The organism is Craterilacuibacter sinensis (genome assembly GCF_009831765.1).
GTDB classification, from domain to species: Bacteria; Pseudomonadota; Gammaproteobacteria; order Burkholderiales; family Chromobacteriaceae; genus Craterilacuibacter; species Craterilacuibacter sinensis.
In genome coordinates, this window is the sequence record NZ_WSSB01000002.1 from 108,588 (window position 1) to 133,105 (window position 24,518).

A 24,518-nucleotide genomic window follows, 5' to 3' on the forward strand; every position below is an offset into this window, starting at 1 on the left:
CCCGGTTCCCGGTTCCCGGTTCCCGGTTCCCGGTTCCCGGTTCTACTCGAACTCGGGAATCACGTTTTGCTGCTCGGGCAAGCCCGGGCCGCCGACTTTGTGTCCCTGCTCGAGTATCCAGTTACGGAAAGCAAGAAAGACGGGCGACTCCAGCTGTTCTTCGCGGTAGCACAGATAGTGGCCCTGATCGAGCACTTCGGCGCTGTCGAACGGCTCGATGATGCGGCCACTGGCGATTTCTCCCTCGACCAGGCAACGCGGCACCAGCGCATACCCCATGCCGATCTCGACGGCACTGATCAGTGAACTGTAATGCTCGAAGCGTGCGCTGCTGCGCAAGGGCTGCGCGGCCAGACCGCGGGCATTGCACCATTGCGCCCAGATATCGGGTTCGCCCTGGTGGATCAGAATGCGGGCCTGTGCAAGATCGGAGGCCGAGCGTGGCAGCGCGGCTGCATCCGCCGGCTGTGCCGAAGCAACCAGAATAAAGTGGCGGCCGGCGATATTGTCGGCAACGATACCCGGCCAGTGGCCGCTGCCGTAGCGGATGGCGATATCGACGTCGTGTGGTTGTGCCTGACGGCCGGACAGGTGCTGGTGAAAGGCCAGGGTGACTTGCGGGTAAGCGCTGCTGAAAGCCGGCAGGCGCGGAATCAGCCATTTGGTCATAAAGGTCGGCACGCACGATACGGACAGCGTGCCACGGCCATGCTGGCTGCTGGCCAGGTCGTTGGTTGCGCTCTCCAGCATGCGCAGTGCCGGCTGGATGCGTTGCAGATAGTGGCGGCCGGTGTGGGTCAGTACGAAGGCGCGGCCGACACGGGCAAGCAACTCGACGCCGAGGAACATTTCCAGCCCGGAAATCTGCCGGCTGACCGCGCTGGGGGTGACGCACAGTTCGTCGGCCGCCTGCGTCACCGACAGGTGACGGGCGACGGCTTCGAATGCCAGCAGTTCATGGATACTGGGACAGGCTCGTTTCATTGCGCTCCATCATCATCTTTGCGTCAATCGCAAGCATGGGATGCCGTTTAATCATTCGGATGTAAACAGTCGCTAATATAATACCGGCTTTGCTGACTATTCGCAGGCTTCTCCAAGGCGACCCATGTTTATCCGGCTGGTTTCCCTGAGCTATATGCTCTACCTCGTTCTGCCCATCGTGCTGATTCTGGTCGGCTCATTTGGCGAGACCTGGGTGAATGCGCTATTGCCCGAAGGCTCGACCACGCAGTGGTATCTGGAGCTGTGGGAAGACCGCAGCTTTATCCGTGCCTTTGTCACCAGCCTGATTGTCGGGGCAGCATCGTGTGCGATCAATACCCTGCTGTGTGTGCCACTGGCCTATTCGCTGGTGCATGGCGCCAAGCAGAAAAACCGCTTCGCCACCCGCCTGCTGACCCTGCTGCCGGTGGCGGTGCCGACCATCACCCTGGGCTTTGGCTACATTCTGGTATTCAATACCGATGCCATGCCATGGCTGGGCAGCACGCCTTTGCTGATTGCTGCCCATGTGGTGCTGACCCTGCCGTACCTGACGCAGGCGCTGGTGACCGATCTGCGCCACCAGCGGCTGGACCGGCTGGAAGAGGCCGCCGCCACATTGGGCGCGCGTCCGATCCAGCGCTTTTTCGGCATCATCGTTCCCAATCTGCGCGCCAGCTTGCTATCGGGTCTGGTGATGGTGGCGGCGCTGTCCATTGGTGAATTCCAGCTGTCCAATCTGATCGTCGGTTTCCAGAACCGTACCTATCCGGTCGTGCTGCTGCAGGCCTTTTATGGTGCAACCGGCTTTGCCTGTGCTGCGACCGTGATCCTGCTGCTGCTGGCGACCGTGGCTTCCCTGACCTCTACTCTGGCATCGAAAAAAGCATGAGCCTCTCATTCGAACAAGTCGGTTTCCAATACCGCGGCACGTCTATCGGCGTGCACGATGTGTCGCTGTCGCTTGCCAGCGGCGAACTGGTCGCCCTGATCGGCCCGTCCGGCTCGGGCAAGACCACCTTGCTGCGTCTGACGGCCGGCCTGATTAGCGGCCATAGCGGCCGCATCGTTCTGGACGGGCGCGACCTGTCGGGCATGCCAGTGCACGAGCGCCATATCGGCATGATGTTCCAGCACTACGCGCTGTTTCCGCATCTGACGGTGCTGGAAAATGTCGGCTACGGCCTGAAGATGGCTGGTGTCGAGGCCGGCGCGCGGCGCAAGAAGTCGCAGGAAATGCTTGATCTGGTGGGCTTGGGCCAACTGGCCGGGCGTCGTCCGGCACAGCTTTCCGGCGGCCAGCAGCAGCGCGTGGCGCTGGCGCGGGCGCTGGCCTACAGCCCGCAGGCGCTGTTGCTGGACGAGCCTTTGTCGGCACTGGACGCATCGATCCGTGGCCAGCTGCGCGACCAGATCCGCCAGTTGCAGCAGCAGTTTGGGGCGACCACCTTGCTGGTCACCCACGATCAGGAAGAGGCGCTGGCCATGGCCGACCGTATCGCCCTGCTTGATCAGGGCCGTGTGCTGCAATACGGCACGCCGACCGAACTGTATGAAAACCCGCTGAACGAAACCGTGGCCCGCTTTGTCGGTTTGTCGACCATCTGCACGGCAACCGTCTGTGGCGAGGGCGAGATCGATACCGGCTATGCCCGTTTGCGTTGTGACACCGGTGCGCGCGCGCCGGGCGAGCAGGTCAAGCTTCTGGTCCGTCCCGAGCATATCGAGGCCGATCCGCCACTGTTTGCGGTCAACCGCATGGAAGGCCACGTCACGCTCAACCGCTATCTCGGTTCGTTCAACCGTTACGATTTTATGCCGCACGGTGCGCAACAGCCGTGGCTGGGCGAGGCGCGCAGCGCCCCGGCTGACGCCATTGCCGTGGCCCCCGAACATATCCGCCTGCTGGCGGCCTGAACCCATCCCAAGTCCCGGAGAGAAGCTTCATGTCCTTGTTGAACCGTCGCCATATTCTGGCTGCATCGCTTGCCACTTTGTTTGCCCTGCCTGCACAGGCATTTACCGGCCCCGAGCTGTACTCGGGTGAAAAGGCGCTGTATCAGGCCGCCAGCAAAGAGGGCATTGTGGTGTCGTTCGATACCGGACCGGAATGGGCCAACTGGAAGTCGCTGTTCAAGGACTTCAAGCAGCGCTATCCGGAAGTCGAGCTGACCTATAACGACCTGGGCTCGGCCGCGACCGTGGTGGCGCTGGACAAGACCCGTCGCCGTCCGCAAGCCGATACCGCCTATTACTTTGCCCAGTCTGCCGTCGATGCCGTCGCCAAGGATGTGGTTGCGCCGTTCAAGCCGGTGAATTTCGACAAGGTCAGCCCGGTGATGCGCGAAGCGTCCGGCAAGTGGTTCGGCGTGCATTCGCTCAACGTCGCCTTCCTGGTCAACAAGAAGCTGGTGAAAAACGTGCCGCAAGGCTGGGCCGACCTTCTGAAGCCGGAATACAAGAACAGCGTGGTTTATCTGGATCCGCGCTCGACCGGTCAGGGCCAGGTAGCGGTGCTGGCTGCTGCCTTCGGTAATGGCGGCTCGATGGACAAGCCGCTCGCCGGTACCGATTACCTGGGCAAGTTGCACAAGGCCGGCAATGTGCTGCGCGTTGAAGGTACGACGCCTTACGCCAAGTTCCTCAAGGGCGAGATCCCGATCTGGATCGGCTACGAGAACGACGGCCTCAAGGCCAAGTATATGGACGGCATGAAGGACAGCATCGCCGTGGTGATTCCGAAAGAGGGCAGCGCGGCCGCACCGTACGGCATGAGCCTAGTGAAGAACGCACCGAACCCGAACGCAGGCAAGCTGTGGCTGAACTTCGTGATGAGCAGCAAGGGTCAGGCGCTGTTTGCCGAAGGTTTCGTGCGCCCGGCGGTGGCGGGTGTTGCCCTGCCGGCGGCGGTGCAGGCCAAGATGCCGGCCGCGCCGCAGGTGAAGCCGGTTGATGTGATCCGCGCGCAAAAGCATAAGGCGGCGATTGACGCTGCCTGGACGCGCGCCGCCCTGTCCAAGTAAGGAAACGCATCATGATGCAGCGGTTCGGCGCGTGGCCCGCGCTTACCTTTATCGGCCTGTTTTTCGTGTTGCCGCTTCTGGCACTGGTCCCCGAGGCGGTGTCGGAAAATGGCGCAGCGTTCGGGCGTATGCTGGCCGACCCGCTGTTCTGGCCTGCGCTGACCAATTCGGTGTTGCTGGGACTGTCGGCCGGCGTGCTCTCCACGCTGGTCGGCGTGGCGGTCGCCTGGCAACTGGCGCAGGCATCGCCGTTCTGGCGTGACAAGCTGATGGCCTTGCTGGGGCTGCCGCTGGCTTTCTCCGGCATGGTGATTGCCTACGGCTTCATCCTCGCCTTCGGCCGGGCCGGCTTTGTGACCCAGATTCTGGGTTATCTCGGTGCCGATACCGCCGAGATCGGCGGCTGGGTGTATACGGTCGGCGGGCTGACCTTCGCCTACGCCTACTACCTGATCCCGCGTGTTGCGCTGACACTGTACCCGGTGTTTGCCAACCTCGATCTGCGCCCGATTGAAGCGGCCCGTACCTTGGGCGCTACGCCGCGTCGTGCTTTTCTCGATGTGGTGGTACCCGAGGTAGGCCCGTCGGTGCTGGGCTCGTGTGCCGTAGTCAGTGCGCTGGCAATGGGCACTTACGGCACGGCGCTGGCACTGGTCGGCACCCAGGTCAATATTCTGCCGTTGCTGCTATACGCCAAAATCGGCGATGGCGGCGCGGACTTCCCTGTTACCTCTGCCTTGTCCATTATCCTGCTTGCCTTGTGCTCGCTGGTGCTGGGTCTGGGCGATCACTTCAGTCAACGCCGTGAACATGCAACATTCGAATAAAGTCGTCACCGCCCTTGCTTCTCTTGCCGAGCGACAGAAGGGACGCGGGCGTTTAGCCCAGCCGGTTGCCATTGTCGGCCCGCGCGAGGCCTCGGCCGAGCAAGAGGCTACCGCCTACCGTCTGGCACATGCGCTGGCCAGTGCCGGCGTACCGCTGGTGTGTGGTGGCAAGATAGGCGTGATGCAGGCCGCAGCTCGCGCTGCCAATGATGTTGGTGGCACCTGCATCGGCTTGCTGCCGGAAGAAGACGCAGCCTACGGCAACCCCTATCTGACCGTGGCGTTGCCAACCGGCATCGGCCTGTCGCGCAATATGCTGGTGGCGCGTGCCGGTGCCTGCCTGATCGCCGTTGGCGGCGGCCTGGGAACCTTGTCTGAAATCGCGATGGCGCTGCAGTGGAAAAAACCGGTATTTGCCATCCGTGATGCACCGGATGTACCCGGTATGCAGGTGTTTGACGATGAAGATGCCTTGCTTGAGGCGGTCACCGACTGGCTGGCAGGCTTCCTGCCCGAGGGATGCCACGATCTGGGCGGCTAAAAGCGCTTGTGCATCCAGCTGTGATCAAAGCCACCCGGTACTTCGGGTGGCTTTTTATTGGCTGTTCTTGCTGTGGGCGTGCCTCGCTGGCAGCAAGCTAGTTACCGTCCACCATCAGGATGGGGATCAGCTTGCGCTGGATCAGGCAGTCGTAATCGCCTTCCTGATATTCGCGGCATACCCATGGACGCTGGGCGTAGATGGTGCACAGCATGGTGCGCCGGTCCAGCGCCGCGCACCAGCCGTCGTTCCGCCGGCGCAGCGTTTCTGCTCCCCAGTCATCCTCCACGATATACCGCGCCGGTACCGCGTCGTCGCCGGCCATCAGAATCACTTCCAGCTGGCAGCAGCAGGCCTTGCAGGTGCTGCAGGAGATGGTGGCGTCTATCGTGTCCGGCGCGCTAGGGTCGGCCATGTTCAGGCTGTGTCTTTGGCATCGGGGCGCAGTTTGAGCGTCAGCCCGCGCAGCAGGTTGCGCAGGAACTGGTCGCCGCATTCGCGGTAGTGCTTGTGATCGGGTTTGCGGAATAGCGCGCCCAGTTCGGCGCTGCTGACGGTGAGTCCGGCGCGCAGGATCAGTTCCTGAATGTCTTCCTGCTTCAGCTCGAACGCAATGCGCAGCTTTTTCAGGATCAGGTTGTTGGACATGCGCTGCGGTGCAGCGGGGGCTGCGCCGGCGGCCGGTTCGCGTGCGCCGCGCTTAAGCGTGATGACGCCGTCGAGAAAGGCTGACAGCACGCGGTCGTTGCACGGCTTGAAGCCTTCGTCGTCATCGCGCTTGAGCAGGGCCGGGATGTCCAGATCGGCCGGATCGAGGCCGCCTTGCTGGATCAGCTTGGGTAGCTGGTTGTCGCGCAGGTCGAGAATAAAGCGCACGCTGCGCAGGATATCGTTATTAAGCATGAGGGTCTTTGCCTGGTAGGGGTGTAGTGGGCCGGGAGCGGGGAGTCGCCGCAGTGGCTCTCCGCTTCCTATTCCCTACTCCCGCTGTTTCTTAGGGTGCCAGCCGTACTTTGTGCCAGCTGGCATCGCTGTTCAGTGTGTATTGTACGCGGTCATGCAGGCGGCTCGGGCGGCCTTGCCAGAATTCGATGCGATCGGCCACGACCGCATAACCGCCCCAGTGCGCGGGGCGCGGTACGCCTAGCGGAAATTTGACGCCGAACATGGCTGCGCGCTTGACCAGCTCGGCCTTGGACGGGATTTCCGTACTTTGCTCCGAAGCCCATGCCCCCAGGCGGCTGGTATAGGGCCGGCTGGCAAAATAGGCATCGGATACTTCGGGGGCGACACGCGTCACCTTGCCCTCGATGCGCACCTGCCGCTCAAGCTCAGGCCAGAAAAAGGTCAGGGCGATCCACGGGTTGGCATCCAGCTGCTGGCCCTTGCGGCTGGCGTAGTTGGTGTAGAACAGGAACTGGCCGTGCTCGACGCCCTTAAGCAGCACGATGCGGCTGCTGGGGCGGCCATCGGCTCCGACGCTGGCGACATGCATGGCGGTCGGTTCCATGACCTCGGCGCTGATGGCTTCTTGCAGCCAAAGCTGGAACTGGGCGACGGGGTCGCTCAGGCAGTCTTCCGGCGACAGTTCTTTTTTGGCGTAATCCTGACGGATGTCGGCGAGATTGAGCGACATGGCGGTCTCCTTTGGCCGCTATGATAGCGCGACTGCCGGCCCTCCGGCTTTGGCGTAGCGTGCTGTTTTGATGGGCAGGAGAGTGCAGGAGGCGTGCAGCAAGTCGTCCTGAGTGGCGGCATTTACGTTAAAATGCCACTTTTATCCTGCGGCACACCGCTTCATGCACCTCGTCGCCTTCGGCCTTAACCATTTATCTGCCCCTGTTGCCATCCGTGAGAAGCTCGCTTTTCCGGCCGAGGTGCTGCCTGCGGCATTGACCGGTCTGGTCGACTCGCAGGCGGCCAAAGAGGTGGCCATTGTGTCGACGTGCAACCGCACCGAGATCTACTGCAATAGTCAGGATCCGTCGGCGGCATTGCTATGGCTGGCGCGTTACCATGATGTGTCGCTGGATACGCTGAAACCCTATCTCTACCAGCTGGATGCGCCGGCAGCGGCACGCCATGCCTTTCGCGTGGCATCGGGGCTGGATTCGATGGTGCTGGGCGAGACGCAGATTCTGGGCCAGCTCAAGGATGCGGTGCGGGCGGCGGAAAATAGCGGCACGCTGGGCATTTTGCTCAACACCCTGTTCCAGAAAAGCTTTGCCGTCGCCAAAGAAGTACGCAGCCAGACCGGCGTGGGCGCAAGCTCGGTGTCGATGGCCGCGGCTGCGGTGCGGCTGGCCGAACAGATTTTCCCGACCGTGGGCGAACTAAAGGTGCTGTTTATCGGGGCCGGCGAGATGATCGAGCTGGTGGCGACCCACTTTGCGGCGCGCAACCCGCGCCAGATCACCATTGCCAATCGCACGCTTGCCCGTGGTCATGCGCTGGCCGAGCGCCTGCCGGGCAATACCAATGCGGTGACGCTGGCCGAATTGCCCGAGCTGCTGGCGCAATACGATGTGGTGGTCAGTTCGACCGCCAGCCAGCTGCCGATTATCGGCAAGGGTCTGGTTGAGCGCGCGGTCAAGGCGCGGCGCCATCGCCCCATCTTTATGCTGGATCTGGCTGTGCCGCGCGATATCGAGGCCGAGGTGGCCGAGCTGGACGATGTGTTTCTGTATTCGGTGGATGATATCGCCGACATTGTCGAAGTCGGGCGTGAGGCGCGGCAGCAGGCGGCAGGCCACGCCGAGACTATTATCGGCGCGCGTGTGGCCGAATTTTCCGACTGGCTGCGCCAGCGCGAACGTGTGCCCCTGATCCGCAGCCTGCGCGACCATGCCGAGCAGCAGCGGCAGCAGGCGCTCAAAGTGGCGCTAAAACAGCTCGCGCGTGGCGAAGCACCCGAGGCGGTGCTGGAGCTATTGTCGCAGCAGCTGACCAATAAACTGATGCACCCGCCGACCCGGGCCTTGTCCGGCGGCAAGGGGGCTGATCCTGACGCGCTGGCCGATGCGGTGGTGCGTCTTTACCGTTTACATCCGGAGTCGTAATGAAACCGTCGATTGCCGCCAAACTGACGCAGTTGGCTGAACGACTTGAAGAAGTCACCCATTTGCTGGCCAGCGAACACGCGACCCGCGATATGGATGCGTTCAGGAAGCTGACGCGCGAGCATGCCGATCTGACCCCGGTGGTCGAGACCTTTGCTGCCTACCAGCAGTGCGAGCAGGATATGATCGATGCCGGCGAAATGCTGTCCGATCCGGACATGAAGGAATTCGCGCAAGCCGAGATCGAAGAAGGCAAGGCGCGGATCGCCGCGCTGGATACCGAGCTGCAAAAGCTGCTGCTGCCCAAAGACCCGAACGACGACAAGAATATCTTTCTGGAAATCCGTGCCGGCACCGGCGGTGACGAGGCGGCCCTGTTTGCCGGCGACCTGCTGCGCATGTATACCCGCTACGCCGAGCGCAATCGCTGGCAGGTGGAGGTGGTGTCGGCGTCCGAGTCTGACCTTGGCGGCTACCGCGAGGTGATTGTGCGCCTGATCGGCCAGGGCGCGTTTTCGCGCCTGAAGTTCGAGTCCGGAGCCCATCGCGTGCAGCGCGTGCCGGCAACCGAGACGCAAGGCCGTATTCATACTTCGGCCTGTACCGTGGCAGTGATGCCGGAGGCGGACGAGATTGCCGAGGTGGTGCTGAACCCGGCCGATCTGCGCATCGATACCTACCGCGCTTCCGGTGCCGGTGGCCAGCACATCAACAAGACCGACTCGGCGGTGCGTATCACCCACTTGCCTACCGGCATCGTGGCCGAGTGTCAGGATGGGCGCTCGCAGCATGCCAACAAGGCCTCCGCCATGCAGGTGCTGGCGGCGCGCATTTACGATATCCAGTTGCGCGAGCAGCAGCAAAAAGAAGCGGCCGAGCGCAAGAGTCTGGTCGGCTCCGGCGACCGTTCCGAGCGCATCCGTACCTACAACTATCCACAGGGCCGTATCACCGATCACCGCATCAATCTGACGCTGTACAAGCTGGATCAGATTATGGATGGCGATCTGACCGACCTGACCAATGGCCTGCTGGCCGAACATCAGGCCGAATTGCTGGCCGCGCTGTCGGACTAAGCGCAAGCTGACGGATGGGCCGCCTGCGGGCGGCTTTTTTGCGTCTTGGGCTCATATGCCGTTTTTGCGTTCAATATATTGAAATTAAATATATTGAACAATATAATGATTGAGCAAACCTGCAGCAAGGAGAACAAGATGCAAAAGAATATTGGTGGTACCGAACGCGTGATCCGCGTGGTTGCCGGTCTGGCGATTACCAGCCTCGCCTTCGTCGGCCCGGCTAGCCCGTGGGCTTTTCTGGGGCTGGTACCGGTCGCGACAGGCTTGATGGGCTGGTGCCCGCCGTATGCGATCTTCGGGATTAATACCTGCAAGAAAAAAGCCTGAGTCCATTCAGGGAAAAACGCCGGTGCCAAGCCGGCGTTTTGTTATTTGCCGGCTTCGATCGGCAGCCGGATGCGTATGCTGAAGCCGCCATCGGCCTCATCAATAAAATCGAGCCGGCCATGGTGCTGGCTGACAATGCGGGTGACGATGGCCAGCCCCAGCCCGCTACCACCATCGGTGCCGCGATGCGAGGCCAGCCGCTCGAACGGGGCCAGCGCGGCCTCGCGCAGTCCGGGGGCGATGCCAGCACCGTGGTCGGTGACGGTCAGCTGTGCCGTGTGATGATCCCGGGCAAGACGTACGGCAAACGGCGGCAGGCCATAGCGGCGGGCATTTTCCAGCAAATTGGACAGCAGCCGCTCCAGCGCCAGCGCGTCACCATTGATTTCCAGTCCTTCTTCTATCTCCAGTGCGATTTCCATACCGTTGCGGCCAAAGCGGGCGACCACGCTATCAACCAGCTCGCCCAGTGCAGTCGGGGTCAGCGGGCGGGTTTCGCCGGCGCGGGCGAAGTCGGAGAACTGGCTGATAATGCGCGATAGCTCGTCGATATCGTCCAGCATATCGCGCTGGTCGGCACCCGCTTCCTGCATTTCCAGCATCAGTTTAAGCCGGGTCAGTGGTGTCCTGAGATCGTGTGACAGGCCGGCCAGCATCAGCCGGCGCTCACGCGCGGTTTCATCCAGGCTGTGGCTCATCTGGTTGAAATGCTCGGCCAGTGCGCGGATCTCGCGCGCTCCGCTCTCCGGCAGCGGTAGCGGCGTACGGCCGAGCCCGAGCTCGCGTACGGCGGCAGACAGTCGCGACAAGGGCCGGCTGATCTGCCAGGCAAAGCCGACTGCGAGCAGGGTGGCCAGCAAGGAGGCCAGCAGCGAAGCCAGCCACAGCGAGCCCAATGGCCGTTCGCTATAACGCCCCAGCGGCATTACCAGCCAGTAGGCCTGATCCAGCACATGAACTGCCAGCCACATTTCCCGCCGCCCGTCGTGGCGGCGCACGCGGATACTGGTTTTTTCGCCCAGTGTCGCCGACAGGCGCTGGGTCAGCGCTTCGGTCATGGCGCTGGCTTGGGGCCTGAAATCCAGTCCCTGATCTGCACTGGCCGGCAGGAGTTGCGGAAAGCCCGGCCGGTTGGTGTTTTGCAGATAGCTAGCGCGCTGTGCTGCCGTTCTGCCGTCCAGCGCGTCTTCCGCACTGGCCAGCGTATCCAGTACCTCGTTGTATAGCTGTTCGCTGATCAGGCGGTGGCGTTCGGCCGAGGCCAGCCACAAGGTGATGCCCTGGGTAATCAGCACGGCGCTGACCACCAGCAGAATCAGGCGCGCACGCAGCGACAGCGAAGACAGGCGCTTCATTCGCCGCTTGTGCCGTCCGGCACGAACACATAGCCGTAACCCCACACTGTCTGGATATGGCGCGTTTTGCTGTCTTGGCGCTCCAGCGCCTTTCTCAGGCGCGAAATATGGACATCGATGCTGCGGTCCAGCGATTCGCCATTTCCCTTGCCCAGAGCCATTTCCATGAGTTGCTCGCGTGTCAGCGGACGACGCGGGTGGCGTGCCAGCACGGCAAGGACGGCGTATTCGGCGCTGGTAAGGCTGATCGCCTGGCCATCGCATAACAGTTCGCGCTGCCCCAGATTCAGGACGAACTCGCCGAAAGCGAGTTTTTCTTCGGCCGTATGGCTGGCACTGAGTGCCGGTGTCGCATGGTGGCGGCGCAGCACCGACTGGATACGGGCGGTCAGCTCGCGCGGGTTGAATGGTTTGGCCAGATAATCATCGGCGCCCATTTCCAGCCCCAGAATGCGGTCTATGTCTTCACCGCGCGCGGTCAGCATAATGACCGGAATATTTTCACCCGCTGCGCGCAGGCGGCGCACGACGGCCAGCCCGTCATCGCCGGGCATCATCACGTCGAGCACAATCAGGTCGGGACGGTTGCGTGCCAGTTTGCGTTCAAGCTCGCGCGCATCCGGCAGGGTATCGGCGCTAAAGCCTTGCTGGGTCAGAAAGCGCGACAGCAAGTCACGTAGTTTGGCGTCGTCATCGACGACCAGAATTTTGGCGTTTTCCATGGCTCAAGCTTAACGCGTTCACCCGCTGCGGTCAGCCATGGCGTGTACAAGTGTTAAGCAGGGGGCGCTTCTTCACACTCCTTAACATTCGTGGCGGACTCGGGCACATTTGCGCAATACCCGCGCCTTACACTGCAAGTCTCGATACCGAAGCGGAGTGAATTTTCATGAAAAAAACCTTTTCCGTCAGCCTGCTGGTGCTGAGTCTGCTGGCCGGCAGTGCCTTTGCCGTTGAAACCAGCCAGGCCGCCAAGCCGAAAGATGGCTGCAAGAACAGCGCCCTGCGCGCAGACATCCTGTCTGGTGCTTTGACCGATTCCGAGCTCAAGACCCTGCAAGCCGACCGTGCCGCCATGCGAGCACGTCACCAGGCTTTGAAGCAAGCAGGCCAGCCATTGAGCGAAGCGGCACGCACCGAACTTGGCCAGATGCGCCAACAGTTCAAGGACAAGGCTGCGGCGCTGGCGGCTAATGCCGAGCGCGGTCCTGCGCGCAGTGAAATGCCTGCCAACTGGTGCGCCGGTAAAGGCAAGGGTGGCAAGGCACGCATGGGCATGCCGGCTGGCCTGACACCGGCCCAGCAGCAAGCCTGGCAGCAGGACAGGGCCGCGATGCGCAGCAAGATGCAGGCAGCGCGTGCAGATGGCGTGGTGGATGAGGCTGAACGCGCCGAATTGCAGACTATGCGCACGGCGATGCAGAACAAATATCATCCGGCTGTCGTGGTTAAACCGTAAGATGTATGCTCGGGCGGTGACACCATGCCGTGCTGGACGCTAGAATTCATCTATGAAATCCATTCTTATCCTGCTGCTGGCCTGCTGTTTTACCCTGCCGGCCTATGCAGGCCCTCCCCGGCACAAGGACAAAGGGGCCGAGGTACAGGGCTCGCACCGCTTGCGTGAATTACGCTTGCGTCAGGCGCTAAAAAACGGCGATATCAGCCAGCAGGAAGCCAATCAATTGCGTCAGGCGCGCAAGGAGCAGCGCAAAGAGCGGCAGAGCGACCGGCGTCAGGGTATGGAAAAGCGGGAAAAGTGGCAGAAGGGTTCGCAACAAGAATTCTGGCGTGAGCGGCGCCGGCAGTCTCAGCGTGGCGCTGACGACGATTGATGGCGAATGCCATGAATTTCACACAAAGGGAATGCGATGCATCGCATCTGGCTGATCTTGGTTCTGTTGCTGTCTGCGCCATTGATGGCAGGCGTGGCAGATTGCAGCCAGAGCCAGGCGCCCAAGCGTTGCGAGGTGCTGAGAGCCGGGCAGGCAACGTGTCAGGATGTGGCTCCGGCACAGATGAAGGCCTGCCTGGAGGATTTTACGCCGGACACCAGTTGCCGCCGTCAGCGTGATGTGGCGCGCTGCGAAGCGCTACGCACGGCGCAAAGTGCATGCAATACGCTGTCTGGCGCGGCGCGGCGCTTATGTGTGCAGCAGCAATTGCCACTGGCCGATTGTGCGCAGGCCAAGGATGCAGCGCGCTGCCAGCGTTTGGCCGAAGCCGAGGCCGCCTGTGCCGGCCTGTTTGGCGCCGAGCAACGCCAATGCGTGGCCCGGCGTTTTGCGCTGTCAAAGTAGAACGCTTCTACCCTAGTTGCGTGGCGGTTTGCTGCCGAACGGGCCGATATCGACCGAAGGGTCAACCGGCAGGCGGCCGTTGTCGATGGCGCGGCGAAACGCGTCGTAATCCGATTCGACCTGATCGGCGTACAGCATCGAATACTGAGCCATCGAGTCGGCAAATTTCCCCGAATTCCCCATATACCCGGCAATCATTGCCGCCTGCCCGCTGGATTTGGCATGGGCGCGTGCCAGCGTCCAGGCGCAGGCCTGGGCATAGGCTCTGAGCGTTTCGGCATCGAAGGTTTCCAGCTGGACAGAGGCTTTCATGTCGCGCAGCTGGCGCACATAAAAATCGCGCCCGGCGGGGCCGGTTGTCCAGCCCAGAAACAAATCGCTTGCCGCTTGCATTGTGCGCTGGCCAAACACCACACGCTTGCCCTGATGGCCATGCACGCACGGCTGGGTAAAGCGTTCCAGTACCGATGGCCGCGCTTCTTTCAACTGCAGGAACAGCGGCTGGTCGTAATCGTCCTGTAGCAGAATCACCATGCAGCGGGTGCCGACGCTGCCGACGCCCACCACCTTGAATGCCATATCGACAATGCGGAAACGCTTGACCAGCTGGGCGCGGTCTTCCTTCAGCGTGCTCAGGTACTTTTCCATCATCGGCGCAACCATGGTCAGGCTGTCTGGCGCTGCCAGCCATTGGTCCCCATCCGGCAGCAGCGTATCCGCCTCGTGCATATGAAATAGCGTGGGCGGCGTATCCTTGAGCCGCAGCGTCGCGCCGTTATCGGCCGTGATCTTGGGCAGCAGGCGCAAATGGGTACGGTTGCGCGCCCGTTCGCCTATCTTTTCCAGATGGCGGCGCAAATGGTCGGAAGGTGCGCTGTTATAGAGCAGCTCGTGCGAGACCTTGCTATACCAGACATCCATCTGGCTCATGCGCGAATAGTCATGCATGCGCCGGCGATAAGTGCCGCTGGCAGCTTCGACGATGCCACGTGCAGTCAGATCGCTGATACCCATGGTGCGGGCGGCCAGTACCAGACTGACGGTCAGCCGTTTGAGATCCCACTCCCATGGCCCTTGATGGGTTTCATCGAAGTCGCAGATATCAAACAGCAGATTGCGTTCGGGCGAAGCGAAAAAGCCGTAGTTCATCAGATGCGCATCGCCACAGGCTTGTACGTCTATGCCCGAGTGCCCCTGGCTGGCCAGATCGGCGGCCTGCACCAGTGCAAGGCCACGGAAAAAGGAAAAGGGCGATGCGGCCATGCGGGCATAGCGTAGCGGCACGAGCGCCGGCACGCGCCCGGCGCTCGTGGCTTCGACGAGTGCTACCGGGTCGCGCTCGCTGGCGAGCGAGCATATCGCCTGGCTGGTACGGGAGCAGAGCTGGCGGCGTGCCTGACCTGCGGCAAAAAGCTCTTCGAAGCGGGGGTGCTGTCTGGATGGCATGATGCGGCTCGGACGATGGACTGTTATTGATTTTACGCGGCCTGAGCGTCGTGTGTGCATTCAAGTGCATGATTCGGGTCGCGCATGGATGATCGGCGGTTATGGCTAGCCGTAAAAATCGATGCAGTTATGACCTTGGCGGGAGGGCTTGGCCGATCCGGCAATAGCCGATTTTTTATCCCTGCCCACAGCGTCGTGACCAAGATATCCACATGTATACCACATGCAGCTTGCGTGGCGGAACGGTTGGGTAAAAGCGCCATTAAAGGCAGGGCGTAACTTGTAAATGAAAGCAGGGTGATAACCCTTATGGACTTATCAGCAGGTTAAACTTATGCAATAAGTTTTTTTGTTCGCAATTACAGATGATTAACTATCAAAATACAACGAAATTTTCGTTTTGTTTTCAAAAGCTTGTTTATGTTAGCGACGGTCACTTGCAGTAGCTGTTCCCGGCTATTTTGCACAGCCCATGCCCCGCTTATCCACAAAGTTAGCCACAGGCCTGAACGGCATGTTGTTGCCGTTGTTGTTCTGGATTTTTGTGGCACAGGGCGGCAGTAATCGTATGAACTTGGGCATGATGAAGTCGCTATCGATCATGGCTCAAGTGTCCGAGGAGGCGGCTTTGAATTATTTTGCTGGTTATGGCTGCATGTTGCGGTCTTGCCCAAGGCAGGGGACTTGAAATGAGTTGGTTTCTCTATGTGCTCGAATGCCGTGGCGGCAGTTTGTATACCGGCATCAGCCGCAATGTGGCGCAGCGTTTTGCCGCGCATCAGGCGGGCAAGGGCGCACGCTATACCCGCATGCATCCTCCCGAGCGGGTGGTGTTGAGTATGGTGTTTGCCAATAAGCCGGCCGCCTTGCGCGCCGAACATGCGCTCAAGTCTATGAGTACCATGACCAAGCGCGCCTTTGTACAGAAGCATGGAGTGCTGCAATGCGCTTCACCTCCTGACGCTGGCATGACAGAATCTGCAGATTCTGACTGAACCGGTACCCGAGCATGGCGCTGCAATTCGAAGTAATTCCCGTGACCCCGTTTGAGCAAAATGCCACCTTGTTGTGGTGTGATGTTACTTTGCGTGCGGCCGTGGTCGATGCTGGTGGCGATCTGCCGCGCATCCGCGCGCGCATTGCCGCACATGGCCTGACGCTGGATAAATTGTTGCTGACACATGGCCATATCGACCATGCCGGTGCTGCGGCCGAGCTGGCGGCGGAAACGGGTGTCCAGATTGAAGGCCCGCATCAGGCCGAGTCGTTCTGGCTGGATCAGCTGCCGCAACAGGGCAAAATGTTCGGTTTTGCCGCCAGTGCACCATTGACGCCTGGGCGCTGGCTGGCTGAGGGCGATACGGTCAGCGTGGGTAATGAAATACTGGATGTTATTCACTGTCCGGGCCACACCCCGGGCCATGTGGTGTTTTATAGCGCCGATGCCGGCCTGCTGATCGCTGGCGATGTGTTGTTTGCCGGTTCTATCGGGCGGACTGATTTCCCAATGGGTAATCACCAGCAATTGATCTCGGCGATCCGCGACAAACTGTTCAAGCTGCCCGACGACACCGTGGTGTTGCCCGGGCATGGTCCGCTGACCACGCTGGGCGAGGAAAAACGCCATAACCCTTTTGTGGCTGACCCGCGCTTCGGCTGATGTCGCCAGAATTCGAGTGGCGGGTATTGGGCGTAGTGCATGCCATCCCTGCAGGTCGGGTCTCTAGCTATGGCCGTGTGGCGGAGCTGGCCGGTTTCCCGCGCCATGCCCGCCATGTGGGCAGGTTGCTGGCTAATGCTGAAGGGGTGCCGTGGCAAAGGGTGGTGACGGCCGGTGGGCGTATCGCACGCGCCGGTACCGAGGCGGCCGACTGGCAGCGATTGCTGCTTGAGCATGAGGGTATCGTGTTCGAGGAGAGCGGGCGTATTGATCTGGTGCGTTATGGCTGGCCGTAAAATGATGCCATAGGCGTTTAATTGCTGTTATTTGCTGCCAAATTGCAATAATTTGGCAGTTTTCGAATCTGCCATTATTCTGCGCGCCTCATGTCTTCAAACTGGCATGTTTTATTTCTCGCTCTCAGGATTTTCAATGTCTATTCGCTCGCTTATCGCGCTTGGCTGCGCACTGGCTGCACCGGCCGCTCTCGCTTCCAACGACTGGTCGTTCAAAAACGTTAGTGTCAACTGGTTGGATTGGTCCAATGGCACCGAAGCGCGTACTGAAGCTGGCTTTGCTGGCAAGAAGGATTTTGCTTTTCTCGAACTGGAAGGCGGCTTTGGCGGCAGCTGGGGCGAAGCTTATGGTTTCTTTGATATTGAAAATCCGGGGCACAATGCTAAGGAAGTGGATAGTAAAGATAACCGTCGTTATGCAGCTAAAGTTTCAACACGTTTTAATTTAGCTGAAGTTGCTGGTATGCCGGTGCAACTGTATGGCCAGATTTACGACTCGAGAGAGCACAATGGTTTCTTTGACCAGAACCGCGTGCTGGGTTTGGGTACCAGCTGGAGTCGGGGTAATTTCTGGATCAAGCCGTTTATTGGTGCACATCAGGAGCTGAAGCAGGATGTTGGTGCACACTTCAACGGCTGGATGGCCGGCTATGTGGCGGGCTATAGCTTTACCGCCTTCGGCCAGTCGTTCATGGCCACGCAGTGGCATGAAACCGAATTTGCGCGTAAAGACCGTTATTTGAGTATGTTTGATGCGGCTGGCAATGAGGTGAAAGGCGGTAAAACAGGCAATAATGGTGCCGTCGCCTTGTGGTGGAATGTCAACAAGGCGTTGACCACTGGTGTTCAATATCGTTATGCCGATCAGAAATTGGGTGTGACGGGTTATCAGAACGCTATGATCTACTCGGTGAAGTACAACTTCTGATATTTGCTGCTGCAATACAGAACAGCCCCGGCGTGCGGGGCTGTGCATGACCGAGCAGGCCGGCATTACCGGCCTGTTGTCGTATCAGATAGCGGTATCGTCTACCGCGCCATCCATGTCCTGGTCCACCTGGGCAAACCACTTCTCCACAATCTGCTCTACTGTCTCGCAACCGGATTTTTTCAGGCTGGAAAACAGCTGGATGCTGATCTGCGGGTAGGCTGACAGCTTTTCCTTGACCTCTTTGAGTGCCTTGGCCTGTTCCTGACGTGACAGCTTGTCTGCCTTGGACAGCATGATATGCACCGGACGGTTGGTCTCGATAAAGAAGTGCAGCATCTTCCAGTCCAGCTCTTTCAGCGGATGACGGATATCCATGATCTGGATCAGGCCAACCAGACTTTCGCGTGTTTGCAGGTAGCGGCCGAGCAATTGCACCCAGTGTGCGCGTACTGCTTCCGGTACCTGGGCAAAACCGTAACCCGGCAAATCGACCAGATAGCGTTCGCTGCCCAGATCGAAAAAGTTGATGTGCTGGGTGCGGCCCGGGGTCTTGGAGACATAGGCCAGACGGGTACGATTGGTCAGTGTATTGATGGCACTGGACTTGCCCGCGTTCGACCGCCCGACAAAAGCCACCTCGGCGCGCGTGGGCGGCAAGTCCTTCAGATGGTTGACAGTGGTATAAAAACTGGCGTTTTGGAAGATAGGCATAGTAGTAATGGACAAGTCAGTTGTTATAGAATAGCACGTTTGAAAATGCCTCTTTTATCGATATTCACGCATTCTCCCTAAGGAGTGACCATGAAACGTAAGATGCTGTTGGCGCTATCGGCTGCTTTGCTGGCCGGTGGTTCCCTGGCCGCAGCACCGACGCTGCAGGCGGATCCGGCCAAGGCCAAAGTTATCGTCGAGCAGGTTTGTGCTGCTTGCCACGGTGTGGATGGCAATAGTGTTGCCGCGATCAACCCGACGTTGGCCGGGCAGAGCCAGCAGTATCTGCATGCCCAGCTCGTCGCCTTCAAGGCGGGCAAGCGCCAGAACCCGACCATGCTGGGTATGGCCTCGACCCTGTCTGAACAGGACATGGTGAACGTAGCCGCCTACTTTAGCCAGCAAAAGGTCAAGCCGCGCGACGCCTCGGACAAGACCCAGCTGGAATTGGGCAAGCAGCTTTACCGCACTGGTAATGCCGCGACCAAGCTGCCGGCCTGTATGTCCTGCCATGGCCCGGCCGGTGCCGGCCTGCCGGAAAAATATCCGCGCCTGGGCAGCCAGCATGCGAGTTACATCGTCAAGCAGCTGCAGGATTATAAGGGCGCCACGGTTCGCAACAACGTCATCATGACGGATATTGCGGCACGTATGAGTGATGCCGAGATGAAAGCGGTCGCTGAATATATTTCTGGTCTGCGTTAAGCGCAACTTTTGCCTGAGCCAACACTCATAGGGAGGGTGCCCGTTTCGGGCCCCTCTTTTTGTTTTATGCCGATATGAAAATAAAAAATCGCAATTCGCAGTGGTTATACCGAATTTATGAGCTTGTCAGTTCGATGCGCTTTGCCATCGGCCTGCTCACCATCCTGGCCATCGCCTCGATCATAGGGACGGTACTCAAGCAGAACGAACCTTATACCAACTATGCCTTTGAGTTCGGCCAGTTCTGGTTTTTGCTGTTTGAAAAGCTGGGGCTGTACGATGTCTACCACTCGGGCTGGTTCCTGACCATTCTGGCCTTTCTGGTGCTGTCGACCTCGCTGTGTATCGTACGAAACGGGCCGGGCTTCCTTAAGGAAATGAAGGCATATCGGGAAAAAGCCTCCGATACCTCATTAAGCCTGATGTCGCACAGTGTCGAGCTCGATGGCGAGGTGGAGCCCGAGGCAGTACGCGAACGCCTGCAGGCGCAGGGTTTCAGCGTCAAGGAGCATCAGCGTGAGGATGGCAGCCGCGTATTGGCGGCCAAGAAGGGCGCTGCCAACAAATTGGGCTATTTCTTTGCCCATATCGCCATGGTGGTGATCTGCATCGGCGGCCTGATGGATGGCAACCTGCCGCTCAAGCTGGGCGAGATGAGCGGGCGAGTGGTGCCGGAAACGCGCAATGTGCCGCAAAGCCAGATTCCGGCACAAAGTCGCCTCTCTGCCGGCAACCTGTCTTATCGCGGTAATGTCACCATCGCGGAGAATCGCAGCGCTGATGTAGTCTTCCTGAACGCAGGTAAAGGTTATCTGGTACAGGAGCTGCCGTTTGCCGTGACGCTCAAGCAGTTTCATGTCGATTATTACAGCAACGGCATGCCCAAGCTGTTTGCCAGCGATATTGTGGTGACCGACAAGGCCACCGGCAAGGAAACTAAGGCCACGGTCAAGGTCAACCATCCGCTGGTGGTCGATGGTGTCGCCATCTATCAGGCGAGCTTTGGGGATGGCGGCTCGCCGCTGGAACTGGATGCGTGGAATCTGGCGCAGCCGCAACTGGCACCGGTTGCGATCAAGGGGGTGTCGCAGGCGGCGCAGCCTTTACGCGCCAACGGGCAGGCGTACACGCTGGAGTTTGGCGACCTCAAGGTTTACAACGTTGAGAACATGGCCAAAACCGGCATGGATGGCGACAAGACGCTGGCACAGCGCATGAACGATGCGCGCTCGGTGAAGCACGAGAAGGCGCTGCAGAATGTCGGTCCATCCATCACCTATAAGCTGCGCGATGGTCAGGGGCAGGCGCACGAATACCATCAGTATATGGCGCCCATTATGCAGGAGGGCGCCAGCTATCAGATCTCGGGTGTGCGCCGTCAGGTGTCCGAGCCCTTCCAGTATCTGCGTCTGCCGCTGGATGACGAGCTGTCAATCAAGCGCTTTATGCGCCTGAATGCCGCGCTGGCCACGCCGGCCTTGTATGACGAGGTGGCCCGCCGTACGGCAGACAAGGCCATGCAGGGCGGCGCCATCAGCCCTGAGATGCGTGCCCAGTTCGAGAGCAGTGTGAAGTGGGTCTTAGCACGCTTCTCCGAGGGTGGCTTCCCCGCGCTGGAAAACTTCCTCGATGAGCGCGTGCCGCAGGACAAGCGTCAGGCCGTGGCACAAACCTATGTGAAGATACTGCAGGGCACGGTCGGCGACTTGATGGCCGTAGCGGATAGCCGCGCCGGTGTGGCGCCGCTTGCCGCAGAGCAGAACAGCTACCGCTTCTTGCTCGACAGTCTGGTCGCCAGCTCGGCGCTGCATGACTATGGTGCGCCGGTCTATCTGCAACTGGTCGGCTTTGATCAGGTACAGGCGTCCGGCCTGCAACTGACGCGCTCGCCGGGCAAGAATCTGGTGTATCTGGGCTCTTTGCTGCTGGTGATCGGCATCATCCTGATGTTCTATGTGCGTGAAATCCGGGTCTGGCTGGTATTCCGCCCGGGCCGCTTGCGCCTTGCCATGACATCCAATCGACACAACCGCGACCTCGATCGGGATTTCGATCGCGAGCGCGACGCACTTGAAACGCTAATCCGGGAGCAACCATGAGTTCCACTTACCGTCTTGCCGCACAGCCTGGCTTCTGGCGCAGTCTGGACTTGCGCGACTGGGCTTACGCCCTGTTCGTGCTGGTCGTCTGTGCCGGTGCTTTTTACCAGTACGACCATTTCATGGACGTGTACGAGGAGGCCATTCTGGCTGGTTCGGCCTTGAGCCTGGTTGCGTTGGGCTGGTTCTGGAAGCCGTGGCGCTGGTACTTTCCGCTATCCGGGGTGACTTCGCTACTGGCGATACAGGTGTACGAGCATGATCTGGCGCGCGCGCAGAGTGCCTTCCTGTTGAAATACATGCTGTCCAGCCAGTCATCCATTATGTGGATGTGCACGCTATTCGTTCTGGCAACCGGCGTGTACTGGGCGGGTCTGCTGACGCGCTCGGCCACGCTGCAAAGAATGGGCAGTGGTCTGACCTGGGCTGCTTGCGTGATGGGACTGGCCGGTCTGGGGACGCGCTGGTACGAGAGTTATCTGATCGGTGCGGATGTCGGCCATATCCCGGTGTCCAATCTGTATGAAGTGTTCGTGCTGTTCTGCCTGGTTACCGCACTGATGTACCTCTATTACGAGGCAAAATTTGCCGCCCGCCAGATGGGGGCGTTTGTGCTGCTGATTATCAGCGCGGCCGTGGTCTTTATCGTCTGGTATGCCTTCGACCGGCAGGCGCATGAAATCCAGCCGCTGATCCCGGCCTTGCAGTCGTGGTGGATGAAAATCCATGTGCCGGCCAACTTTGTCGGCTATGGCGCGTTTGCCATTGCCGCCATGCTGGGCGCTGCCGAACTGATGGCAATGCGCGGCTGGCTGGCGGGCAAGCTGCCGCCGATGGAGGTGATGGATGAGGTGATGTATAAGGTGATCGCAGTCGGCTTCCTGTTCTTCACCATTGCGACCGTACTGGGGGCGATGTGGGCTGCCGATGCCTGGGGCGGCTACTGGAGCTGGGACCCGAAAGAGACCTGGGCGCTGATCGTCTGGCTGAACTACGCCGCCTGGCTGCATATGCGTCTGGTTAAAGGCTGGCGCGGCGCACCGCTGGCATGGTGGGCGGTGGTCGGCCTGTTTATCACCACCTTCGCCTTTATCGGCGTGAATATGTTCCTGTCCGGCCTGCATTCCTACGGGGGTTTGTAAGACGGATAAAAGTAGTAAAGGGCTCCGCTGTCGGTTGACGGTGGAGCCCTTTGTTATGGCGCTGTCCCAATTACAAGTTGGTGTTTACGGCATGCGATAGGTGCTGTTTTATGTGTTAGCCACGTCCAAAACACATATGTACCAATTTGTAACTGAGGCATCGCTTTTGCGCTGGGCGTATTGCTCAGTTTCCCGCGCAACGGCGGATCAGCCGGATCCATTGTCGCGACAGTTTGGGTCCGCGTTCGAACAGACGCACCAGCCCCGGCTCCATCACCACCTCGAAGCCTGAACGTCCGGTGGCCGGGTTAGTCAGACGCAGGCTATAACGCTCGGCCGTTTCTTGCGTACTGTCTATGTAATCCAGCGGTATTTTCCACCCCTTGATGCCGCTTTCCAGACATTGGGCAACTTTGAACGGCGCGCTCAGGGTCAATAGTTCAAGCGAGGGAGTCGAGCGGGCGGCCCATGCTGGCACCGCCCAGAACAGGGCGGTAGCCAGCATGAGGCCAGCGGAGCAGGGTAAGCGGGACATGGTGTTTGGTTTGGCGTGAAAAGCAAAGCGCCATCGTCCTGCGTTTACCGGGCTATTTCAATAGCAATTGGTTTCTAAAATGCATAATCAGGCCAGCGTAGCGAGGTAACGCCGCTCCCATGGCGTAATCTCGCCATGAAAACTGCTCAGCTCCAGCTCCTTGACCGCGACATAGGCACGGGCAAATTCGCCGCCGAACAGCGCTTCTGCCGTTTCGTGTGCTTCCATCAGTACCAGCGCCGCGTCCAGTGTACGCGGCAGGCTGGCTTTGTCTTCTCCGAGGAAAACATTGCCGGTGATGGCTTCATCTGGCACCAGTTCCTGCTCTATCCCTAATAGCCCGGCGCCCAGACTGGCGGCCAGTGTGAGATAGGGGTTGGCATCACAGCCGGGCAGGCGGTTCTCCACCCGCCGCGCCTGTGGGCCACTGCGCGGTACGCGCAAGCCGACCGAGCGGTTGTCGATGCCCCAGCTCAGGTTGACCGGCGCAGCCAGACCCTTGACGAAGCGACGGTAGGAGTTGGGGCTGGGGCAAAATAGCGGCATCAAATGCGGCAGATAGCGCTGCATGCCGGCAAGGTAGTGGAAGAAACGCGCGCTCTCGCTGCCATCTTTCTGGCTGAAGGCGTTATTGCCGGCCTGATCGACCAGGCTTTGGTGGATATGCATCGAGCTGCCCGGCTGGCCGGCCAGCGGCTTGGCCATGCACACTACATTTAGCCCGTGCCGGTTGCCGATTTCCTTGAGTGCGGTCTTGAACAAAAAGGTCTGGTCGGCCAATTGCAGAGCCGGGCCGTGCTGAAGATTGATTTCGAACTGGCTGGGGCCCATTTCGTGTACCCAGGTATCGGTCTTGATGCCCAGCGTGTCGCAGGCGCGGTATACATCGTCGAAAAAGGCTTCCAGATCGTTGAGCGTGGAAAAGCTGAATGAATCGAAGCCGGTTTCGCGCCGTCCGCTACGCAGTTGCGGCGACTGGAACGGCGCGTCCGCATCCGGGTTGGCGGCGAAGATGTAAAACTCCAGTTCGGGCGCCACGATAGGCGTCAAACCCAGTGCATCGTAACGGGCCAGCACCTTTTTCAGTACAGAGCGCGGTGCCAGCGGGGTCAACTCGCCGTCCAGATCGACACAGTCGCAAATAACGAGTGCGCGTGGCGTGCGCGCCCACGGTACCAGACGCATCGTATTCAGATCGGGCACGAGCGCGACATCGGGGTCCTGCTCTCCATAAAAGCGGTAGTCGGGAAAATCACCGGTACAGCTCTGGATGGGCACCGCGCGCGCAATGCGTAGCTCCTGGCCGCGGATAAAGGCAGCGGCAGGCAGCGTCTTGCCGCGGGCAAAGCCGCTGATATCGGCGAAGCACATTTCTACATCGCGCACCTGGTGTTCGTTCAGCCAGCCGGCCTGCTGTGCGAGCCGTTCGGTTGCTGGGGTCGCTTGTGACATATCTCTCCTCGGTTTCCTTGCTTGCAGGGGGATTCCGTCTGTCTGC

Annotated in this window: 28 protein-coding genes; 18 read left to right on the forward strand and 10 right to left on the reverse strand. The window is 60.0% G+C overall.

Annotated features, from left to right (window positions below):
• Positions 1-42: 42 nt before the first annotated feature.
• The gene (locus GQF02_RS03090) at positions 43-984 is read right to left on the reverse strand and encodes a LysR substrate-binding domain-containing protein (RefSeq protein WP_160794771.1); all 942 of its coding nucleotides are present in this window, start codon (positions 982-984) and stop codon (positions 43-45) included.
• Between the two features lie 124 nt (positions 985-1,108).
• Here GQF02_RS03090 and GQF02_RS03095 point away from each other — a divergent pair, with 124 nt between their 5' ends.
• The 5 genes from GQF02_RS03095 to GQF02_RS03115 are packed head-to-tail and all read left to right on the forward strand — an operon-like array spanning position 1,109 to position 5,375.
• Complete coding sequence (locus tag GQF02_RS03095) at positions 1,109-1,876, forward strand: ABC transporter permease (protein WP_124734976.1); 768 nt, start codon at positions 1,109-1,111, stop codon at positions 1,874-1,876.
• Entirely contained in the window at positions 1,873-2,901 is a 1,029-nt protein-coding gene (locus GQF02_RS03100; protein WP_124734977.1) for an ABC transporter ATP-binding protein, read from the forward strand. The genes GQF02_RS03095 and GQF02_RS03100 overlap by 4 nt, the downstream gene beginning before the upstream one ends.
• 29 nt (positions 2,902-2,930) lie before the next feature.
• Entirely contained in the window at positions 2,931-4,007 is a 1,077-nt protein-coding gene (locus GQF02_RS03105) for an extracellular solute-binding protein (protein ID WP_124734978.1), read from the forward strand.
• An 11-nt stretch (positions 4,008-4,018) separates the two neighbouring features.
• Positions 4,019-4,834 carry an ABC transporter permease gene (locus tag GQF02_RS03110; protein ID WP_220789307.1) on the forward strand — a complete coding sequence of 272 codons (816 nt, stop codon included), beginning with the start codon at positions 4,019-4,021 and terminating at the stop codon, positions 4,832-4,834.
• Positions 4,818-5,375, forward strand: a complete 558-nt coding sequence (locus GQF02_RS03115) for a TIGR00725 family protein (RefSeq protein WP_160794773.1) — start codon at positions 4,818-4,820, stop codon at positions 5,373-5,375. The genes GQF02_RS03110 and GQF02_RS03115 overlap by 17 nt, the downstream gene beginning before the upstream one ends.
• A 97-nt stretch (positions 5,376-5,472) precedes the next feature.
• Here GQF02_RS03115 and GQF02_RS03120 read toward each other — a convergent pair whose 3' ends face one another.
• The 3 genes from GQF02_RS03120 to pdxH form a co-directional block, all read right to left on the reverse strand.
• A complete protein-coding gene (locus GQF02_RS03120; protein ID WP_160794775.1) occupies positions 5,473-5,790 on the reverse strand; it encodes a YkgJ family cysteine cluster protein in 318 nt (105 codons plus the stop codon).
• A gap of 2 nt (positions 5,791-5,792) precedes the next feature.
• Entirely contained in the window at positions 5,793-6,278 is a 486-nt protein-coding gene (locus GQF02_RS03125) for a YehS family protein (RefSeq protein WP_124735105.1), read from the reverse strand.
• A gap of 91 nt (positions 6,279-6,369) precedes the next feature.
• A complete protein-coding gene (pdxH, locus tag GQF02_RS03130) occupies positions 6,370-7,011 on the reverse strand; it encodes a pyridoxamine 5'-phosphate oxidase (protein WP_160794777.1) in 642 nt (213 codons plus the stop codon).
• 163 nt (positions 7,012-7,174) lie between these two features.
• On the opposite strand from pdxH, the gene hemA reads away from it, so the two are divergent.
• From hemA to GQF02_RS03145, 3 genes are all read left to right on the forward strand, one after another.
• A complete protein-coding gene (hemA, locus tag GQF02_RS03135; protein WP_160794779.1) occupies positions 7,175-8,434 on the forward strand; it encodes a glutamyl-tRNA reductase in 1,260 nt (419 codons plus the stop codon).
• Positions 8,434-9,510 carry a peptide chain release factor 1 gene (gene prfA, locus GQF02_RS03140; protein WP_160794781.1) on the forward strand — a complete coding sequence of 359 codons (1,077 nt, stop codon included), beginning with the start codon at positions 8,434-8,436 and terminating at the stop codon, positions 9,508-9,510. The genes hemA and prfA overlap by 1 nt, the downstream gene beginning before the upstream one ends.
• Positions 9,511-9,648: 138 nt before the next feature.
• Positions 9,649-9,840 (forward strand): YgaP family membrane protein, encoded by a 192-nt coding sequence (locus GQF02_RS03145; protein WP_124734986.1) that lies wholly within the window; start codon positions 9,649-9,651, stop codon positions 9,838-9,840.
• 41 nt (positions 9,841-9,881) lie between these two features.
• On the opposite strand, the gene GQF02_RS03150 is transcribed toward GQF02_RS03145, so the two are convergent.
• Positions 9,882-11,195, reverse strand: a complete 1,314-nt coding sequence (locus GQF02_RS03150; protein ID WP_160794783.1) for an ATP-binding protein — start codon at positions 11,193-11,195, stop codon at positions 9,882-9,884.
• Positions 11,192-11,917 (reverse strand): response regulator, encoded by a 726-nt coding sequence (locus tag GQF02_RS03155; protein WP_124734988.1) that lies wholly within the window; start codon positions 11,915-11,917, stop codon positions 11,192-11,194. Before GQF02_RS03155 ends, GQF02_RS03150 begins: the two co-directional genes overlap by 4 nt.
• A 167-nt stretch (positions 11,918-12,084) precedes the next feature.
• On the opposite strand from GQF02_RS03155, the gene GQF02_RS03160 reads away from it, so the two are divergent.
• The 3 genes from GQF02_RS03160 to GQF02_RS03170 are packed head-to-tail and all read left to right on the forward strand — an operon-like array spanning position 12,085 to position 13,495.
• Positions 12,085-12,654 (forward strand): hypothetical protein, encoded by a 570-nt coding sequence (locus tag GQF02_RS03160; protein ID WP_160794785.1) that lies wholly within the window; start codon positions 12,085-12,087, stop codon positions 12,652-12,654.
• 52 nt (positions 12,655-12,706) lie between these two features.
• The gene (locus GQF02_RS03165; RefSeq protein WP_124734990.1) at positions 12,707-13,030 is read left to right on the forward strand and encodes a hypothetical protein; all 324 of its coding nucleotides are present in this window, start codon (positions 12,707-12,709) and stop codon (positions 13,028-13,030) included.
• A gap of 36 nt (positions 13,031-13,066) precedes the next feature.
• Positions 13,067-13,495 carry a hypothetical protein gene (locus GQF02_RS03170; RefSeq protein ID WP_160794787.1) on the forward strand — a complete coding sequence of 143 codons (429 nt, stop codon included), beginning with the start codon at positions 13,067-13,069 and terminating at the stop codon, positions 13,493-13,495.
• Between the two features lie 12 nt (positions 13,496-13,507).
• Here the strand turns inward: GQF02_RS03170 and GQF02_RS03175 are convergent, their stop codons facing one another.
• Positions 13,508-14,941 carry a DUF2252 domain-containing protein gene (locus GQF02_RS03175; RefSeq protein WP_124734992.1) on the reverse strand — a complete coding sequence of 478 codons (1,434 nt, stop codon included), beginning with the start codon at positions 14,939-14,941 and terminating at the stop codon, positions 13,508-13,510.
• Positions 14,942-15,630: 689 nt separating this feature from the next.
• Here GQF02_RS03175 and GQF02_RS03180 point away from each other — a divergent pair.
• From GQF02_RS03180 to GQF02_RS03195, 4 genes are all read left to right on the forward strand, one after another.
• The gene (locus tag GQF02_RS03180) at positions 15,631-15,936 is read left to right on the forward strand and encodes a GIY-YIG nuclease family protein (RefSeq protein WP_160794789.1); all 306 of its coding nucleotides are present in this window, start codon (positions 15,631-15,633) and stop codon (positions 15,934-15,936) included.
• Positions 15,937-15,950: 14 nt separating this feature from the next.
• Positions 15,951-16,601, forward strand: a complete 651-nt coding sequence (locus GQF02_RS03185) for an MBL fold metallo-hydrolase (RefSeq protein WP_124734994.1) — start codon at positions 15,951-15,953, stop codon at positions 16,599-16,601.
• Positions 16,601-16,897 carry an MGMT family protein gene (locus GQF02_RS03190; RefSeq protein WP_124734995.1) on the forward strand — a complete coding sequence of 99 codons (297 nt, stop codon included), beginning with the start codon at positions 16,601-16,603 and terminating at the stop codon, positions 16,895-16,897. The genes GQF02_RS03185 and GQF02_RS03190 overlap by 1 nt, the downstream gene beginning before the upstream one ends.
• A gap of 136 nt (positions 16,898-17,033) precedes the next feature.
• Positions 17,034-17,825 carry an outer membrane protein OmpK gene (locus GQF02_RS03195; protein ID WP_160794791.1) on the forward strand — a complete coding sequence of 264 codons (792 nt, stop codon included), beginning with the start codon at positions 17,034-17,036 and terminating at the stop codon, positions 17,823-17,825.
• An 84-nt stretch (positions 17,826-17,909) separates the two neighbouring features.
• Here GQF02_RS03195 and yihA read toward each other — a convergent pair whose 3' ends face one another.
• A complete protein-coding gene (gene yihA / locus GQF02_RS03200; protein ID WP_124734997.1) occupies positions 17,910-18,539 on the reverse strand; it encodes a ribosome biogenesis GTP-binding protein YihA/YsxC in 630 nt (209 codons plus the stop codon).
• Between the two features lie 90 nt (positions 18,540-18,629).
• On the opposite strand from yihA, the gene GQF02_RS03205 reads away from it, so the two are divergent.
• The 3 genes from GQF02_RS03205 (at position 18,630) to ccsB (ending at position 22,485) form a co-directional block, all read left to right on the forward strand.
• Positions 18,630-19,244 carry a c-type cytochrome gene (locus GQF02_RS03205; RefSeq protein ID WP_124734998.1) on the forward strand — a complete coding sequence of 205 codons (615 nt, stop codon included), beginning with the start codon at positions 18,630-18,632 and terminating at the stop codon, positions 19,242-19,244.
• 134 nt (positions 19,245-19,378) lie between these two features.
• Positions 19,379-21,343 (forward strand): cytochrome c biogenesis protein ResB, encoded by a 1,965-nt coding sequence (locus GQF02_RS03210; RefSeq protein ID WP_235930040.1) that lies wholly within the window; start codon positions 19,379-19,381, stop codon positions 21,341-21,343.
• On the forward strand, positions 21,340-22,485 hold the full coding sequence (gene ccsB / locus GQF02_RS03215; RefSeq protein ID WP_124735000.1) for a c-type cytochrome biogenesis protein CcsB: 1,146 nt from the start codon (positions 21,340-21,342) through the stop codon (positions 22,483-22,485). The genes GQF02_RS03210 and ccsB overlap by 4 nt, the downstream gene beginning before the upstream one ends.
• A gap of 184 nt (positions 22,486-22,669) precedes the next feature.
• Here ccsB and GQF02_RS03220 read toward each other — a convergent pair whose 3' ends face one another.
• Together GQF02_RS03220 and GQF02_RS03225 are read right to left on the reverse strand one after the other, a co-directional pair.
• On the reverse strand, positions 22,670-22,990 hold the full coding sequence (locus GQF02_RS03220) for a hypothetical protein (RefSeq protein WP_160794796.1): 321 nt from the start codon (positions 22,988-22,990) through the stop codon (positions 22,670-22,672).
• Positions 22,991-23,107: 117 nt separating this feature from the next.
• A complete protein-coding gene (locus GQF02_RS03225; RefSeq protein ID WP_160794798.1) occupies positions 23,108-24,472 on the reverse strand; it encodes a glutamine synthetase family protein in 1,365 nt (454 codons plus the stop codon).
• Positions 24,473-24,518 lie beyond the last annotated feature (46 nt).

Bases quoted from the DNA above. Each gene is read 5' to 3' on its own strand.
- GQF02_RS03090 (WP_160794771.1), bottom strand. From the start codon at position 984: ATGAAACGAGCCTGTCCCAGTATCCATGAACTGCTGGCATTCGAAGCC.
- GQF02_RS03095 (WP_124734976.1), top strand. From the start codon at position 1,109: ATGTTTATCCGGCTGGTTTCCCTGAGCTATATGCTCTACCTCGTTCTG.
- GQF02_RS03100 (WP_124734977.1), top strand. From the start codon at position 1,873: ATGAGCCTCTCATTCGAACAAGTCGGTTTCCAATACCGCGGCACGTCT.
- GQF02_RS03105 (WP_124734978.1), top strand. From the start codon at position 2,931: ATGTCCTTGTTGAACCGTCGCCATATTCTGGCTGCATCGCTTGCCACT.
- GQF02_RS03110 (WP_220789307.1), top strand. From the start codon at position 4,019: ATGATGCAGCGGTTCGGCGCGTGGCCCGCGCTTACCTTTATCGGCCTG.
- GQF02_RS03115 (WP_160794773.1), top strand. From the start codon at position 4,818: ATGCAACATTCGAATAAAGTCGTCACCGCCCTTGCTTCTCTTGCCGAG.
- GQF02_RS03120 (WP_160794775.1), bottom strand. From the start codon at position 5,790: ATGGCCGACCCTAGCGCGCCGGACACGATAGACGCCACCATCTCCTGC.
- GQF02_RS03125 (WP_124735105.1), bottom strand. From the start codon at position 6,278: ATGCTTAATAACGATATCCTGCGCAGCGTGCGCTTTATTCTCGACCTG.
- pdxH (WP_160794777.1), bottom strand. From the start codon at position 7,011: ATGTCGCTCAATCTCGCCGACATCCGTCAGGATTACGCCAAAAAAGAA.
- hemA (WP_160794779.1), top strand. From the start codon at position 7,175: ATGCACCTCGTCGCCTTCGGCCTTAACCATTTATCTGCCCCTGTTGCC.
- prfA (WP_160794781.1), top strand. From the start codon at position 8,434: ATGAAACCGTCGATTGCCGCCAAACTGACGCAGTTGGCTGAACGACTT.
- GQF02_RS03145 (WP_124734986.1), top strand. From the start codon at position 9,649: ATGCAAAAGAATATTGGTGGTACCGAACGCGTGATCCGCGTGGTTGCC.
- GQF02_RS03150 (WP_160794783.1), bottom strand. From the start codon at position 11,195: ATGAAGCGCCTGTCTTCGCTGTCGCTGCGTGCGCGCCTGATTCTGCTG.
- GQF02_RS03155 (WP_124734988.1), bottom strand. From the start codon at position 11,917: ATGGAAAACGCCAAAATTCTGGTCGTCGATGACGACGCCAAACTACGT.
- GQF02_RS03160 (WP_160794785.1), top strand. From the start codon at position 12,085: ATGAAAAAAACCTTTTCCGTCAGCCTGCTGGTGCTGAGTCTGCTGGCC.
- GQF02_RS03165 (WP_124734990.1), top strand. From the start codon at position 12,707: ATGAAATCCATTCTTATCCTGCTGCTGGCCTGCTGTTTTACCCTGCCG.
- GQF02_RS03170 (WP_160794787.1), top strand. From the start codon at position 13,067: ATGCATCGCATCTGGCTGATCTTGGTTCTGTTGCTGTCTGCGCCATTG.
- GQF02_RS03175 (WP_124734992.1), bottom strand. From the start codon at position 14,941: ATGCCATCCAGACAGCACCCCCGCTTCGAAGAGCTTTTTGCCGCAGGT.
- GQF02_RS03180 (WP_160794789.1), top strand. From the start codon at position 15,631: ATGAGTTGGTTTCTCTATGTGCTCGAATGCCGTGGCGGCAGTTTGTAT.
- GQF02_RS03185 (WP_124734994.1), top strand. From the start codon at position 15,951: ATGGCGCTGCAATTCGAAGTAATTCCCGTGACCCCGTTTGAGCAAAAT.
- GQF02_RS03190 (WP_124734995.1), top strand. From the start codon at position 16,601: ATGTCGCCAGAATTCGAGTGGCGGGTATTGGGCGTAGTGCATGCCATC.
- GQF02_RS03195 (WP_160794791.1), top strand. From the start codon at position 17,034: ATGTCTATTCGCTCGCTTATCGCGCTTGGCTGCGCACTGGCTGCACCG.
- yihA (WP_124734997.1), bottom strand. From the start codon at position 18,539: ATGCCTATCTTCCAAAACGCCAGTTTTTATACCACTGTCAACCATCTG.
- GQF02_RS03205 (WP_124734998.1), top strand. From the start codon at position 18,630: ATGAAACGTAAGATGCTGTTGGCGCTATCGGCTGCTTTGCTGGCCGGT.
- GQF02_RS03210 (WP_235930040.1), top strand. From the start codon at position 19,379: ATGCGCTTTGCCATCGGCCTGCTCACCATCCTGGCCATCGCCTCGATC.
- ccsB (WP_124735000.1), top strand. From the start codon at position 21,340: ATGAGTTCCACTTACCGTCTTGCCGCACAGCCTGGCTTCTGGCGCAGT.
- GQF02_RS03220 (WP_160794796.1), bottom strand. From the start codon at position 22,990: ATGCTGGCTACCGCCCTGTTCTGGGCGGTGCCAGCATGGGCCGCCCGC.
- GQF02_RS03225 (WP_160794798.1), bottom strand. From the start codon at position 24,472: ATGTCACAAGCGACCCCAGCAACCGAACGGCTCGCACAGCAGGCCGGC.